Consider the following 14,448-nt stretch of genomic DNA (forward strand, 5'->3'; position numbering starts at 1 on the left):
AAAGGACTGAGTCCTGTGCAATACAGAACTCAGTCCTTGTTATAAAATAAACCGTCCAACATTTGGGGGTCAGTTCACTTTTACTATAAGGTAGGCTTTTTCATTTAAGCTTAATTGTTATTAAACAATGACAGAAACTGAGTTACTTTCTGCTGTTATCAAGAATATAAGCACCTGCGCCACCAATCGCAGCACCGCCAAGTGCACCACGAGCAATGTCTTTACTATCGCCGCCACTTCTAATAAGTGCACCAGCCGCTGCGCCAGCAGCTGTACCTTTAGCAGTATTGCTCAGGCCACTGTTATAACCAGTAGAGTTACAACCTGTCATAATTAATGCTGAACTTGTAATCGCAGTCATGGCAAAAGTTTTAGCAAATTTCATATCATCACCTATTAAATTGTAAAATTGATCACTATTTTTTGTCATCGATAACTAATCATTGGTAGCAAATTATTATCGAAGAAAACGCTTATTCGTACTGTCACTACCTATCATTGTCATCATATACGAATGATAGAGTAGATAACTATTAATATAGCAATTATCAATAAAGATCAATACAGAAGAAATACACTTGTACTACTGCTCATAGTACCTTGATTATAGCGTTTAGTCGTATTGAATACGCTATTCTTTACAGCTGAGGTGTAAGCGATGTGTCTATACTGTTTCCTTAGTAGGAGTTTGACTAAAGCTACTTGTCAGATACGCTAGAGTAAGCTAAAGATTTGATTTAAGATGCTTGCGTTTATTAACAGTCATTACTCTTGAACCTGAGTAAAGATATCGCCTCAAAACAAAAAAAGACCACTATAAAGCGGTCTTTTCAAAATAAGAAATAAGTTCTAATTAACCTTAGATTTACGATTCATCTGTTCAAAAAACTCATCGTTGGTTTTCGCCTCTTTTAGGCGCTCAAGTAAGAACTCAGTCGCTTGTACGCCATCCATCGGCTGCAGTAATTTACGCAGTATCCAAACTTTGCGTAATTTATCTTCATTGAGCAAACGCTCTTCGCGGCGCGTGCCAGATTTTTTGATATTGATGGCTGGGAAGACGCGTTTTTCGGCCAAATCACGCTCAAGGGTGATCTCTTGGTTACCGGTACCTTTGAATTCTTCAAAGATAACGCTGTCCATTTTACTACCTGTATCTATAAGGGCACTGGCGATAATGGTTAAGCTGCCCCCCTCTTCTACATTACGTGCCGCGCCAAAGAAGCGTTTTGGACGCTCAAGCGCATTGGCATCGAGACCACCGGTCAAGACTTTACCAGATGACGGCATCACAGTGTTATAAGCGCGGGCAAGGCGAGTGATAGAATCTAGCAAAATAACCACATCTTGCTTGTGCTCGACTAGACGTTTGGCTTTTTCGATGACCATGTCCGCCACTTGCACATGACGCTGCGGCGGCTCATCAAAGGTAGAGGCGACCACTTCACCGCGTACCGTACGCTCCATTTCAGTCACTTCCTCTGGGCGCTCATCGATCAATAACACAATCAAATAGCATTCAGGGTTATTACGCGTGATAGACTGAGCAATAGTCTGCAGTAGCATCGTTTTACCGGCTTTTGGCGGGGCAACGATAATGGAGCGCTGACCTTTACCAATTGGAGCGATCAGATCGATAATACGACCGGTCAAGTCTTCAGTAGTACCGTTACCTAATTCTAATTTTAACTGTTCGGTAGGGAAGAGCGGCGTTAAATTCTCAAAGATAAGCTTATGACGCGAGCGATCTGGGGTATCAAAGTTAATCTCTCCCACTTTTAGCAGGGCAAAATAGCGCTCTGAGTCTTTTGGTGGGCGAATAGTACCCGCTATGCTATCGCCCGTCTTGAGACTAAAGCGGCGGATTTGGCTAGGGCTGACATAAATATCGTCAGGACCGGCCAAATAAGAGCCTTCGGAGGAGCGCAAAAAGCCGAAACCATCCGGGAGGACTTCTAACACTCCGTCGCCATAGATGGCTTCACCATTACGAGCATGAGTTTTTAAGATAGCAAAAATAATGTCTTGCTTACGGCTACGCGCCATATTATCAAGTCCCATTTCTTTGGCGATAGCCAAGAGTTCAGAGATTGATTTTTTCTTTAATTCAGTTAAATTCATAGGAAAGTCATTAGCAGGTTATCAGGCGAGAGAGGTCATAAGCAGCACAACCCACGACATTGGTTCAAACAATATTAGGTATGGGTGTGCAAAACGTTGGGTTTATGTTGCCTTGAGTTTTTATATCAGTTCAGCGTCAATTGTAGGATGTTACAACAGGATCGCTCAGAATGGATATAAAGAAGGTGACATAAGAGTCTTCGATAAGAGCTCAATATCAGTAATTGTATTTGGTAATGGTGCTTAATAATGATAGTTGTGTTTTGCAGTACAAACACATGGAGACTTGCGACAAGACGCTTATGAAAAACGGTTGTATTACTCTTGTCAGCAGACTATACGGTTATAGATAGGGCGTTGTCAATTATTTTTGCTAAAAAAAGTTGCTAATTGATTTATTTGTGCAAAAAGTCAGCAAAAAGCCATTATCTTGAGTAGATAATGGCTTTTTACGCAACAGATAACCGGTTATCAACTAATTATCTTAGTGGTATTTTTGATTAAACTATAGATGCTTATCTAGCACTTTAGCCAATTCCGCTTTTGGCTGTAGACCCATGACTGAGTCTACTTTTTCGCCGTCTTTGAAGACAAATAGCGTTGGAATGTTGCGAATACCGAAACGGCTAGCGGCTTGTGGGTTATTATCGACATCGACTTTGACGATTTTGACTTTGCCTTCATAATCGGTTGCCAAATCTTCTAAAATAGGCGCGATAGATTTACATGGACCACACCAAGTTGCCCAGAAGTCTACCAACACTAATGTGTCAGCTTGTAGCACATCTTGATCAAAGTCGGTATCGGTAGTGTTGACGATTAAATCTGACATAATATGTCTCTCTTTTTATTAAGTTTAGACTTTTATTCTTAGGTAAAATGTAGCCTTATAATGGCACTAATAAACGCTATATAAAGGTTATTGCTAACGCTAATACCAATGAATGAATACCGCTATAGTAACATATCTGCTAAATCTTAATAGCGCTCGGCTCGTTAAAATGCTTAACAATTAATATTAGTACAATCAATCGCAACATAAAACCACAGCATAGAATTTACTATGAAATTTATATATAACCAATACTATTAGCTGCTGTTTTTATAATAATGATTTCTACCACTACTTTATAAATAAGCTCCTTTATGCTCTTTACTGAAGAAGAAACTGCCGCTCTTAACGAGCAAGAACAAACTTATCCATTAGCGTTTTTTCAAGATTTTGCTAAAACGATAACCGTTTACGAGGATGACGATATCTGGGTGATCGATAAGCCTGCAGGGCTGTTGAGTGTCAATGGTAAGACATTAAAGGTGAGCTTACTGGCTCGGCTTGAAAAGGTCAATCCAAGCGTTAAGCTCATTCATCGCCTCGATATGGATACCTCGGGGCTACTAATATTTGCCAAAAATGCTGCGGCGCAAACGCATATCAGTAAGCAATTTATCGAACGTCTGCCACAAAAGTTGTACCAAGCTCGTGTGTTTGGGCAGTGGCAACAGGCAGGAGCGACAGGCAAGATATCTGCGCCAGTGCGTTACGAGCCGACGCTAAAACCGCGGCATATCATCGATCCGGACTGGCCAAAGCAGGCTTTGACTCATTACGAAGTGCTCGCGCACGAATACCTTAATACTCAATCCATCGATGCGCACAGCGGCAGTACACGAGCAGATCAGCCGCCGCAAATGGTGACCCGCGTTGCATTAAAGCCTATTACAGGCCGTAGCCATCAGTTACGAGTACATATGGTGCACATGGGTCATGTGATCATCGGCGATCCGATTTATGCTGAAGGATCAGCGCTAACGATCGCGCCGCGGCTTAACTTACACGCTCAGCAATTGCGCTTGAAACATCCGGTGCTAGAAGCTTGGATGGACTGGGAGAGTCCGACGCCTTTTTAATAAGGATTAGTATACATAAGGAAAGTGTTTATGATTGATGTAATAAAGACTAAAAAAGCGATAAAAAATACTATTAAAAACCGCTTAGCCGGCCATGAAGCTTCATTAGCCCCATCTCCAGCTTATCAAGCTAATGGTGCTCAGCCGGTAGACTGCGAGATGCTGATCATCGGAGCGGGTATCGCGGGTATCGGCATGGCGAGTCGTTTGCAGCAATTCGATAATAAAAGGATATTTGGCCAAGATATCAGCAAAAATACTGGTTCGAATACTAATAATACTAATAATATTAACCCTAATGTTACGGAGCGCTTTATTCTTTTAGAAAAAAGAGCAGATCTAGGCGGGACTTGGGACTTATTTAACTACCCTGGGATCCGCTCAGACTCTGATGCGTTGACCTTTGGCTATAGTTTTCGGCCTTGGCTTGACAGTCGTATGCTCGCAAGTGGCTCTGATATCAAGGACTACATCAGTAAGACGGCTCGTGAGTTTAAGATCGTATCGCATATTCGCTACCGTCATGAAGTAGAGCAGCTGGCTTGGTCAAGCGAGACAAAACAGTGGACTGCTACTGTTATCAATCACGCCAATGGGGAACGCCTAAGCTTAACGGCTCATTTCGTGGTAGGCGCCACAGGCTATTATAACTTTGAACAAGGGTATAAGCCTGATTACGTAGGTGAAGCGGATTTTGCGGGGCTTATCGTGCATCCGCAAAAGTGGCAAGACGTGGATTATCATAATAAAAAGATCGTCCTTATCGGTAGCGGGGCAACGGCGGTAACTTTACTACCCGCTCTTGTGGACGCGAGCGGCGAGCAGACGGCAAGTCATGTCACTATGCTACAGCGCTCGCCTTCATATATTGCTAGCGTGCCGGCAGATGACTACGCGATGGAGACGTTATCTGGTAAACTCTCGCCTTTATCCAAACAGCAAGCCTATAAGCTAGTGCGCGCTCGCAATGTATTAGTGCAACAAGCGACTTATCGTGCCTCTGTTTATGCGCCAAAGCTTATGAAAGCCTTAATGAGCTATGGCGTCAAAAAAGAGCTAAAGAGTAGTGATATAGATCTAAAACATTTTTCTCCTGATTATAATCCTTGGGATCAGCGGGTGTGCGCGGTACCTGATAGTGATTTTTTTACAGCGCTACAAAGCGGAAGCGCAGCAATCGTTACTGACGAGATAGATAGATTTACCGAAACTGGTATTCTTCTAAAGTCAGGAGAGCATCTTGATGCTGATATTATCATCTCAGCGACTGGACTTAACTTACAGGTGCTTGGCGGCGCTAAGGTGGTTATCAATGGAGAAGAGGTAAATATCGGCCAGCGTATGACCTATAAAGCGGTGATGCTAGAAGAAGTGCCTAATATGGCGGTGCTATTTGGCTATACCAATGCTTCATGGACGCTAAAGATAGATATCGCCTGTCAGTATGTCCTACGCCTGATTAGCTACATGAATCAGCATCACTATCGTGTCGCTATGGCAAAAGCGCAAGCTGATGGCGAAAATGTACAAATGCAAGAGGATACGGTGTTAGGCTCATTGTCCGCAGGGTATGTCGCGCGCGCAAGTAAGGTACTGCCAAAGCAAGGCGATCGCTATCCATGGCGGGTGATAAATAACTATCTTCTCGACCGCATTATGCTCAAATATCGCAAAATCAATGATAAGTGGCTACACTTTACGCGCTAAGTTTTTTAAACCTTATTCTTTTTTATCAATAAACTCGCTGACTTGCTTGCTAAGTATCTGCCATAGCGTGAGCTGCGCACTTTCGCTACCCCACGCATTATGCGGACTAAAGATAACGCGCGGATGATCTTTCAAGCTAAGTAGCGGGTCGTCCTCAGTGATAGGCTCCGCTTCAAAGACGTCGCTGGCATAGCCCAATATCTGCTCCTCATTCACAGCGGCGGTCAGCGCTTGGCTGTCAACAATGCCGCCGCGAGCGACGTTGACTATTAAGGGCTGCTTTTTCATTTTTGCTAAAGTGTCTTTATTAATTAAGTGTTTGGTGTTCTCGTTTAGGGGGCAATGCAAGCTAATCACATCAGAGCGAGCCAGCACCTTATCGAAAGGGGTGTAGTCGTCATTGCGCGGCGCTTGGCCTTGATGCTCTGCCCACAATACGGTCATGCCATAAGCACGGGCAATCTCGGTCACTCGTTTACCGATAGTGCCAACACCAATAATGCCAAGAGTCTTGTTTTCTAGATCTATTAACGGTACATCTAATAGACAAAAGCTACCGTCGTCATGCCAAGAGCCATCAATGACCTTTTGGTGATAGTGGATAGCGGCCCGCATCGCCATAGTCATCAGCATAAAGGTATGCTCGGGCACGCTTTTGACCGCGTAGCCTGCAACGTTGTATAGCGTCACTCCATTCTTATCGCAAGCTTCTTTATCGACATTATTCATGCCAGTAGCCGTTAGTTGAATCAACTTTAGCTTGGGTAAACTGCTAATGATCTCAGCGCTAATCTTGATTTTATTGGTAAAGATAATGTCCGCATCTTGGCAGCGCTCGACTATAGCTTGAGTATCCTCTTGGCTATCTGTGTAGACGACATAATCCGTCACGCCTGCTGGCGCTGGCAAGTCTAAATCCTGAGAAAACGTGCCTCTATCTAAAAATACCGCTTTCATGTTGTCTCCTTATTCATTATTTTTATGACTACTTGAGATTTCATTGTAGTTATCAATAAAGGTATTGATTTGCTCTTGGACAATCTGCCACAATTTATGATGAGCATTTTTACTGCCTGAAGCCACGTGCGGGCTGAAAATAATCCGTGGATGTTGCTGTTCTGCCAGTTTAAGCAAAGGATCATCCTTTGCAATTGGCTCTTTCTCAAAGACATCGGTGGCATAACCGAGTACTTGCTGATCTTCTATCGCCTTTGCCATAGCCTTGGAGTCGACTACCGCGCCGCGTGCTACGTTGACGACTAGCGGTTGTTTGCTCATTTTGGCTAAGGTATCGGCGTTAATTAGATGCTTAGTTTCGTCAGTGAGCGGGCAGTGTAAGCTGATAACATCGGCAGCAGCAAGCACGGTCTCAAAATCAGTATAATCGTCGCTACGTGGCTCTTTGCCTTGGTGCTCAGCCCACAATACGGTCATGCCAAAGGCCCGCGCAAGTTCGCTCACTCGCTTGCCAATTGTCCCTACGCCAATGATACCTAAGGTTTGACCCTCGACATCGATCATCGGCGCTTGATTAATCTGTGAGCTGCGATCTTTACGCCAATTGCCATCGACGACTTTTTGATGGTAATGAATGCCAGCACGTAGCGCATTTAGCATCAGCATGAAGGTATGCTCAGGGACGCTCTTAACGGCAAAAGCTGAAGCATTGTATAGCTCAACTTTGTTTTCCCTGCAGGCCTCTTGGTCTATGGTGTTCATGCCACTTGAGCTTAGCTGTATGAGTTTCAGCTTAGGTAAGGCTTCAATGACTTCACGTTCGATCCTCAGCGTACCGCAGATCATGATATCAGCATCTTGGCAGCGCTCAATGATTACTTTATTGTCTTGCGGGGTTTTATCAAAGGTTACGTATTCGTCTACCTTTGCAGGCTTTGGTAGTTCAAGCCCTTCTAGGAATCTGGCTTCATCGAGTAATACCGCTTTCATAGGTAGTCCTTTTTTAGTTTTAGTCATTTTTATGAGCCTCTAATGTAGCATGCTGCAGCATAAAGCAAAACTGACCAACTAAAGCTAAGTCTTTAGCGAGATGAATGCAAACCCTTAGGCAACTGCTTAGTGATAAGCTCTTGAAAAACACAATTAGCGCAACCATCTAACCGCTAACGCTATATAATAGTGCGACTTTGCAGCGACGTTGCTTGTTGTCAACTATCCATAGCTGTTGCTAGTTTCATCTTCTATTTTTATCATTTAAGTACAAAAAGATACCGCCCTATGACTATTTCTGCCGCCTCATTACTCAGTAGCGAATTCGCTGTTGGTCAACGTTATTTATCTGATACCGAGTCTGAGCTTGGTTTAGGTGTGGTGATCGACGTCGATGATCGCTGCGTGCACATCTTGTTTCCACAAAGCGAAGAGACGCGCGTCTACGCCAAAAACTCCGCGCCACTCTCGCGCGTGGTATTCAAAGTCGGCGATAGCATCGCTGATCAACAAGGCCATAGCTATACGGTCACCGGCGTTGATGAGGTCATGGGCGTACTTAAGTACAGCGTCGAAGATGATGATAAAGGGGTGGAGGTTAAACCCATTATGGAAACGCGCTTGGCAGCGAATATTACTCTAGCCAAGCCCCTTGAGCGCCTGCTAGCCGGCCGTATTGAGCGTAGTGATTGGTATGATTTGCGTCAAGATATTTTGCGTATGCAGTCGGCGTTAGCCGGTCATCCGCTCAAAGGTCTCATGGGTGCGCGCGTCGATATTATTGAGCACCAGCTCTATATCGCGCATGAAGTCGGTAAGCGTATCGCGCCACGCGTCTTACTCGCCGATGAAGTAGGTTTGGGCAAAACTATCGAAGCTGGTCTTATTATTCATCAGCAGCTGCTTACCGGTAAGGCTGAGCGCGTGTTGATACTCGTGCCTGATAGCTTACAGTATCAGTGGATGATTGAGCTGCGTCGCCGCTTTAATCTAAACTTTGCGCTATTTGATCTGGTGCGTACTGCCGCCATAAAAGAGCATGACCCTGAACAAAACGTCTTTGCCACTGAGCAATGTATCATCGCAGGCATGGACTTATTGCTTGATCACGATGACCTTTATGAGCAAGCAATAGAGGCAGGGTTTGATTTACTCGTCGTCGATGAAGCGCATCACTTGCATTGGGACGCGTCGCAAGGCGGCAATGATAAATATGAGCTAGTCGCTGATTTTGCAAATGAGACCCCAGGGGTGATGCTGCTGACTGCGACCCCTGAGCAATTGGGCGCTCAAAGTCATTTTGCGCGTCTGCGTCTGCTTGATCCCAATCGCTTCGACGATTTAGATACGTTTATTGAAGGTCAAGATGCCTTTGCCGAAACGGCGGCGGTCGCCAATATCTTAATGGAAGATAAGCCTCTGAGCACGGCACAAATTGCAGCTTTGAGCGGCTTGCTGGATATCAGCACTGATGAGCTGGCAAATATCAATGAAGATGAGAAGCTGCGTAATTATGCACTCAATGAGCTGTTAGATCGTCATGGTACTGGGCGGGTATTATTCCGTAATACTCGCGAAAGTGTCAAAGGCTTCTACGGCCGTAGCAGTCAGCCGCATCCGTTGCCGCTGCCAGAGTCTTGGGTAGACAGCTATCAAACTAACGGCAAACTACGCGAGCAGCTGTGGGGTGAAGAAAATCAACCTGATGGCGGCTGGCTAGAAGATGACCCACGCGTACCTTGGCTGATCGATATCCTCAAGGGCGAGCTTAAGCAAGAAAAAGTATTACTCATCGCCCGTAGTGGCGCGACGGTTGAAAGCTTAGAGGCGGTACTGCGTCTACATGCCGGTATTAAGACCGCTATCTTCACTGAGCAGATGACGCTGCTTGAGCGTGACCAAGCCGCTGCCTTTTTTGCCGATAGAGAAGGGGCGCAAATATTGCTGTGCTCAGAGATTGGCTCAGAAGGTCGTAACTTCCAGTTTGCAAGCCAGCTCATTCTTTGGGACTTGCCCGCCAACCCTGATACTTTGGAGCAGCGTATCGGCCGTTTGGATCGTATCGGCCAGACGCAGCAAATCACCTTACACGTGCCTTATGTTGAGAGCACTGCGCAAGAGCGTCTGTATCATTGGTACAACAGTGCGCTCAATATGTTTAACCAGATATCGCCAACCGCGCAAAGCGTACAAGAAGAATATATCCAGACCTTAAAGCCCTTGTTAGAGGGACTAGAAGGCGCTGATAGCGTAGATAATCAGCAAGCGCTACAAGAGGTTATCGCTGAGGCGAAGCAGACACGTTTAGGTTTAGAAGCCCAGCTGCAAGCGGGCCGTGACCGTCTGCTTGAGTATAACTCTTGCCGTCCGCGTGTGGCTTCGCGTATCAAAGACGCAATGGTGGATTTTGATAGTCATAATCTACTACCGCAGTTCGTCGAGCGCTTTTTAGCGTCCGCTAATATCGATCATAGTGTACAGCGCGATGGCTCTTGGGTGATTACGCCGATTGATAGCACAGAGATTAATGAGTATATGGAGAGCTTGCCGCTTGGTGAGGACGGCATGAGCTTAACCTTTGAGCGTAAGCTGGCTTTGCAGCGCGAAGAGATTGATTTTATCACTCATGAGCATCCTTTGATGCGCGCCATCTATGAGCTTGCCAGCACCAGCACCTTTGGTAACACCACTGTCGGTATGCTAAAGAGCGCCGCGATGCCGCAAGGTACAGTGCTACTTGAGATTAACTTTCGGGTGGAAACTATCGCGCCAAAAGTGCTGAACCTGCCTGCGACCCTGCCAACACAAAGCATTCGCGTGTTTATGAGTGAACAGGGCAGCGATTTATCAAGCCGTATTAGCTCGGAGATGATTATGCCGCATATCGAGCGCTTAGATAATAATCGGGCGCGGCAAGTGATCAAGGCGCGCGGTGATATCATCGAGCAGCGCTATCATGAAGCTGAAGCTATCGCCCGTGCTCAGTTGTCTGAGGTAGGAGCGCAGGCTAATGCTCGCTTTACTCAGCAGTGGTCACGTGAGATTAAGCGTCTCAAGCACTTACAAACCATCAATCCGAATGTGCGTCCAAGCGAGATTGAGCGCTTAGAGCGATTGCAAGCACAAGGCGAGCAAGCTCTGACAAACCTGCTCTTAGTGCCAGATTCTATCCGGATTCTGGTGGCGGTAAAGCCCTAGTTTAAGTTGGCATTGGTATAAAAAGAGGTGCTCATTAGCGCCTCTTTTTTATGTTAGGATTTAGCCTAAAATAGAATAAACCTTAGTCTGAATAGTCATCATAACAGCCGTTGAATCGTATGACATTACTGGTCAAGAGTGTCGATATTGGTTACTATGTTTAGCTTTTAATAAACTTTCAAAAGTAATTATTTTTACTAACAAGTGTTGTCATATAAAGCGAAAATGTTTGTTAGTAGAAATATTAGAATAAGGAAAATAAGCGTCATGTCTGATGTGTTTGATAACTCGCAACTTATCGATGAGCTGTTAGCGACAGTCGCACTGACTGAGCTCAGCCCGGATGTTTTTGAAGGGGCTAGCCACGACTATGTCGGTTCGCGTATCTTTGGTGGGCAAGTGCTGGCGCAAGCGATTATGGCGGCGTCTCACACCTTAAATGAGGATAAGCCTTGCCACTCCCTGCACGGGTATTTTTTACGTGGCGGCGATATCAAGCAGCCCGTCATCTATCAAGTGCGCCGCTTGCGAGACGGTCGTAGTCTGTCAGCGCGTGAGGTTACTGCTATTCAATATAAGCAAGTGCGTGGCAAAGAGCCCATCGAGCAAGTGATCTTTTCGATGATAGCGTCTTTCTCACCGATTGAGGAAGGACTTGAATATCAAGAGAGTATGCCGGTGTATCCGCCGCCAGAGGATTTGCCCTCAGAGCAAGAGCTAAAAGATGAGCATGTAGGTAAAGTGCCAGACGCGCTCAAAGCACGGTTTATGCGTCGTCGCCATGTCGAGATCAAGCCGGTCAAACCGCGTGATCCGATCAACCCAACGCCGATGAAACCTAAGCAAGCCAACTGGCTACGTATTCGCGAGCTTGGCAATCAACCTGTGGCTATTCAGCAAGCGCTATTAGCGTTTTCGTCGGACTTTTATTTAGTAGGTACCGGGCTGATGTCACATGGTGTCAGCTTTATGACCAGTGGCCTGCAAGCGGCAAGTATCGATCATTCGATGCATTTTCATCGTCCGTTCGATCTCAATGATTGGCTACTTTATGATATGTGGAGCGATACCACGTCAAGCTCGAAGGGTCTCAATCATGGTCAATTTTGGCAAGACGGTAATCTAGTCGCCACCGTACAGCAAGAGGGCCTCATGCGCCTTAGGGTACCGAAGTCTTGATGAGAGACAAGTTTTTTAAAGCATCTAGCTTCAGTTCTAAGTTTAAGATGCTGAGCTAAAGCGCCGCCTACGGTTTGGCTTAGTTTTAAACCTCGATAATCTTAATCATCGCGCGCGGTAGTCCTAAGCTATCGCGCGCTTTTTGCTTATCAAGCCACTTAAAAGCAATTTGTGCTGCCGATAACTTTTCGTTAAGCTCTGTACTTTTCGCCTCATTAATAACCAATTTTTGTGGCTGTAAATACCAATGAAAATGGGTCAATGAATGCTTAATCGGCGCGTCATCGAGTAAGGTATTACTAACAGATTCGGCTACCAACTTATTCTCTTCAAGCCACTCATGAATGATTTGCTCAGCAGTGGTAAATTCGGTCTCATAGACTTTTTCATTGCTACTCACTTGCAGTTTTTTTGGTTGAGCTTCTGCTAGCTTAGCTGCTTTATTAGCTGTCACCTTTTCTACAAACTCTAAGGGTAAACTCCATAGCCCGCCCCAAATACCATTGTCAGGGCGCTGTAGCCATAATATCTCGCCTTGCGTGTTTTCGATAATCAGCGCATTGCTAAACTTGCTGGGTTTCGGTTTTTTCTTAGCCTTGACTGGATAGTCGGTTTCGCGCCCCTCAGCATGAGCGATACAGTCTTCTCGTAGCGGACATAACTGACAATTAGGACTACGGCGCACGCATAAAGTGGCACCCATATCCATCATCGCTTGTGCGAATAGTCCTGAGTTTTCCTTTGGGGTCAAGCGCTCTGCCAATACCCATAGCTGTTTGGTTGTTGCAGACTTAGTAATGTCACCATCAATGGCTGCCCAGCGCGTCAATACGCGTTTAACATTGCCATCACAGATGACACCATATTTGTGTAGCCCCATTGCCATTATCGCACCAGCGGTCGAGGGCCCGACGCCTGATATGGCTTCCCAAGCTGCTAACGTCTGCGGATAGTCGCCCGTCTCGTTTATGACATCGACCAATTGCTTGGCGCCTTTATGCAAGTTCCGTGCGCGCGCATAGTAGCCCATACCTGCCCAGTGCTCAGCGATGGTATCCCATTCTGCCGCCGCTAAATCTTGTACCGTTGGAAAAGAGTCCATAAAACGCGCAAAGTAGGGCAGTACGGTTTTGACTTGCGTTTGTTGTAGCATGACCTCTGATAGCCAGACAATATAAGGATTTGGCCTGTCAGTTTGGTGTTGTTGCCACGGTAAATCATGGCGACCATCCGTTTCGAACCAGTCGAGGAGGCGCGGGGCGAAGGAGTTTAAGGGTTTCTCAGGCTGGGAAAATGGTGTAGGCAAGTGTATTCCTTGTAGGTCATAAACTAGTCTTGGCAGGTAGGGTGCGCCTCGCGCACCGATAAGAATATTTTGCTGATATTTGAGGGTGTTTAACTATTCTTATATGAGGCTCATAGACATAATGTAAAGGTAACCAATTAACGATAAACGTTGTCTAGAGTTTCACCGGCTTCATTTTTCCATTCAATCCAACCATTAGTAGAACCTCCTGAGACTAATGAACTGGCTCCACTGGGAGTTTTGAAAAGTTGATTTTCAGTCAACTTGTAACTCTTATTATCTACTGCTATTAGCTTGCCAGTATTTAATAAATTCTCTTTTAGTTTAACTATAAATGGTGGAGCTGACATAGCTTGTGCTTGTCGTACTAACGATCCTGCTAATATGACAAAACCATCATCGTCATAATAACCTTTGGCATCACCATTTTTCGCTTTATAATAAAATAGCATTGGTTGTAAGTCATCAATAGGTAATGTTTCAACGTTGTTAATTGAAGGAATATCAAGGTCAGTAGAAAATTGGTTGTTAAAGTTGTTCTTCTCTTTAATACTTAAAGACTCAAAAACGGGTTGCCCTAAAGTCGATAATAAAACATCGAGAGTGTAAAAAAGCTCTTCACAATCTGCTTTTAAAGGGTCAGGAGTATGTGGCTTATTACCAGTATTGCCGTTTTTTATCTCATAACGACCAACTTGCGTAGCGGTCGCAATAGCTTTGTGCTCCATATATAACGCATGAGTTTGCGTCATTGAGTTATTTGTTGATAGCATCACAAAGGCACGCGTCCAAAAATCTTTATCATCATGCTGGTTTAACCGTCTTTTGAGGTCACCAGTCTGCCCGATATAAAGTAATGGCTTATCGGCAGTTTCTGTTTCACCAATTAAAAAGTACAATCCCACTTGATTGGCATCTGGCATCGCAAAAAAATCATCAATATGAATACGTGGGATCTCAATTAAACGAACCGTACGCGTCGTCATTTCGGCCAAACGTAGTCCGCGCGGATTACCTTTAGGTAGATATATTTGGATGGTTTTAGCAGAAGGAATCATAGTCGCCTAATTGGTTTAAAAATT

At 45.0% G+C, this 14,448-nt stretch carries 11 protein-coding genes; 4 read left to right on the top strand and 7 right to left on the bottom strand.

The annotated features are described in order from the left end of the window. Nucleotides 1–142 precede the first annotated feature (142 nt). From ACS8E3_RS12235 to trxA, 3 genes are all read right to left on the bottom strand, one after another. Nucleotides 143–385 (bottom strand): hypothetical protein, encoded by a 243-nt coding sequence (locus ACS8E3_RS12235; RefSeq protein ID WP_439244559.1) that lies wholly within the window; start codon nt 383–385, stop codon nt 143–145. Between the two features lie 464 nt (nt 386–849). Further along, a complete protein-coding gene (gene rho, locus ACS8E3_RS12240) occupies nt 850–2,121 on the bottom strand; it encodes a transcription termination factor Rho (protein WP_439244562.1) in 1,272 nt (423 codons plus the stop codon). A 505-nt stretch (nt 2,122–2,626) separates the two neighbouring features. Beyond that, a complete protein-coding gene (gene trxA, locus ACS8E3_RS12245; RefSeq protein ID WP_439244564.1) occupies nt 2,627–2,953 on the bottom strand; it encodes a thioredoxin in 327 nt (108 codons plus the stop codon). A 314-nt stretch (nt 2,954–3,267) separates the two neighbouring features. Between trxA and ACS8E3_RS12250 the strand changes: the two genes are divergently transcribed. Both ACS8E3_RS12250 and ACS8E3_RS12255 read left to right on the top strand, forming a co-directional pair. After that, on the top strand, nt 3,268–4,029 hold the full coding sequence (locus ACS8E3_RS12250) for an RluA family pseudouridine synthase (RefSeq protein WP_439244566.1): 762 nt from the start codon (nt 3,268–3,270) through the stop codon (nt 4,027–4,029). Between the two features lie 159 nt (nt 4,030–4,188). Next, on the top strand, nt 4,189–5,736 hold the full coding sequence (locus tag ACS8E3_RS12255; RefSeq protein ID WP_439244605.1) for a flavin-containing monooxygenase: 1,548 nt from the start codon (nt 4,189–4,191) through the stop codon (nt 5,734–5,736). Between the two features lie 12 nt (nt 5,737–5,748). Here the strand turns inward: ACS8E3_RS12255 and ACS8E3_RS12260 are convergent, their stop codons facing one another. After that, the gene (locus ACS8E3_RS12260; protein ID WP_439244567.1) at nt 5,749–6,693 is read right to left on the bottom strand and encodes a D-2-hydroxyacid dehydrogenase; all 945 of its coding nucleotides are present in this window, start codon (nt 6,691–6,693) and stop codon (nt 5,749–5,751) included. A 9-nt stretch (nt 6,694–6,702) separates the two neighbouring features. Then, nucleotides 6,703–7,683, bottom strand: coding sequence for an NAD(P)-dependent oxidoreductase (locus ACS8E3_RS12265; protein ID WP_439244607.1), 981 nt, complete (start codon nt 7,681–7,683; stop codon nt 6,703–6,705). Between the two features lie 288 nt (nt 7,684–7,971). On the opposite strand from ACS8E3_RS12265, the gene rapA reads away from it, so the two are divergent. Together rapA and ACS8E3_RS12275 are read left to right on the top strand one after the other, a co-directional pair. Further along, nucleotides 7,972–10,881 carry an RNA polymerase-associated protein RapA gene (rapA, locus tag ACS8E3_RS12270; protein WP_439244568.1) on the top strand — a complete coding sequence of 970 codons (2,910 nt, stop codon included), beginning with the start codon at nt 7,972–7,974 and terminating at the stop codon, nt 10,879–10,881. Between the two features lie 267 nt (nt 10,882–11,148). Continuing rightward, the gene (locus tag ACS8E3_RS12275) at nt 11,149–12,060 is read left to right on the top strand and encodes an acyl-CoA thioesterase (RefSeq protein ID WP_439244569.1); all 912 of its coding nucleotides are present in this window, start codon (nt 11,149–11,151) and stop codon (nt 12,058–12,060) included. Between the two features lie 85 nt (nt 12,061–12,145). Here ACS8E3_RS12275 and mutY read toward each other — a convergent pair whose 3' ends face one another. Then, the gene (mutY, locus tag ACS8E3_RS12280; protein WP_439244570.1) at nt 12,146–13,366 is read right to left on the bottom strand and encodes an A/G-specific adenine glycosylase; all 1,221 of its coding nucleotides are present in this window, start codon (nt 13,364–13,366) and stop codon (nt 12,146–12,148) included. 137 nt (nt 13,367–13,503) lie between these two features. After that, nucleotides 13,504–14,424: a GIY-YIG nuclease family protein gene (locus ACS8E3_RS12285; RefSeq protein WP_439244571.1), complete on the bottom strand. Its 921-nt coding sequence runs from the start codon at nt 14,422–14,424 to the stop codon at nt 13,504–13,506. Nucleotides 14,425–14,448 lie beyond the last annotated feature (24 nt).

The sequence above is a fragment of the Psychrobacter sp. 2Y5 genome, from assembly GCF_051847375.1.
Classification (GTDB): Bacteria; Pseudomonadota; Gammaproteobacteria; order Pseudomonadales; family Moraxellaceae; genus Psychrobacter.

Excerpts from the sequence above, each read along its gene's own strand:
- ACS8E3_RS12235 (WP_439244559.1), bottom strand. The coding sequence starts at position 385 with ATGAAATTTGCTAAAACTTTTGCCATGACTGCGATTACAAGTTCAGCA.
- rho (WP_439244562.1), bottom strand. The coding sequence starts at position 2,121 with ATGAATTTAACTGAATTAAAGAAAAAATCAATCTCTGAACTCTTGGCT.
- trxA (WP_439244564.1), bottom strand. The coding sequence starts at position 2,953 with ATGTCAGATTTAATCGTCAACACTACCGATACCGACTTTGATCAAGAT.
- ACS8E3_RS12250 (WP_439244566.1), top strand. The coding sequence starts at position 3,268 with ATGCTCTTTACTGAAGAAGAAACTGCCGCTCTTAACGAGCAAGAACAA.
- ACS8E3_RS12255 (WP_439244605.1), top strand. The coding sequence starts at position 4,189 with ATGCTGATCATCGGAGCGGGTATCGCGGGTATCGGCATGGCGAGTCGT.
- ACS8E3_RS12260 (WP_439244567.1), bottom strand. The coding sequence starts at position 6,693 with ATGAAAGCGGTATTTTTAGATAGAGGCACGTTTTCTCAGGATTTAGAC.
- ACS8E3_RS12265 (WP_439244607.1), bottom strand. The coding sequence starts at position 7,683 with ATGAAAGCGGTATTACTCGATGAAGCCAGATTCCTAGAAGGGCTTGAA.
- rapA (WP_439244568.1), top strand. The coding sequence starts at position 7,972 with ATGACTATTTCTGCCGCCTCATTACTCAGTAGCGAATTCGCTGTTGGT.
- ACS8E3_RS12275 (WP_439244569.1), top strand. The coding sequence starts at position 11,149 with ATGTCTGATGTGTTTGATAACTCGCAACTTATCGATGAGCTGTTAGCG.
- ACS8E3_RS12285 (WP_439244571.1), bottom strand. The coding sequence starts at position 14,424 with ATGATTCCTTCTGCTAAAACCATCCAAATATATCTACCTAAAGGTAAT.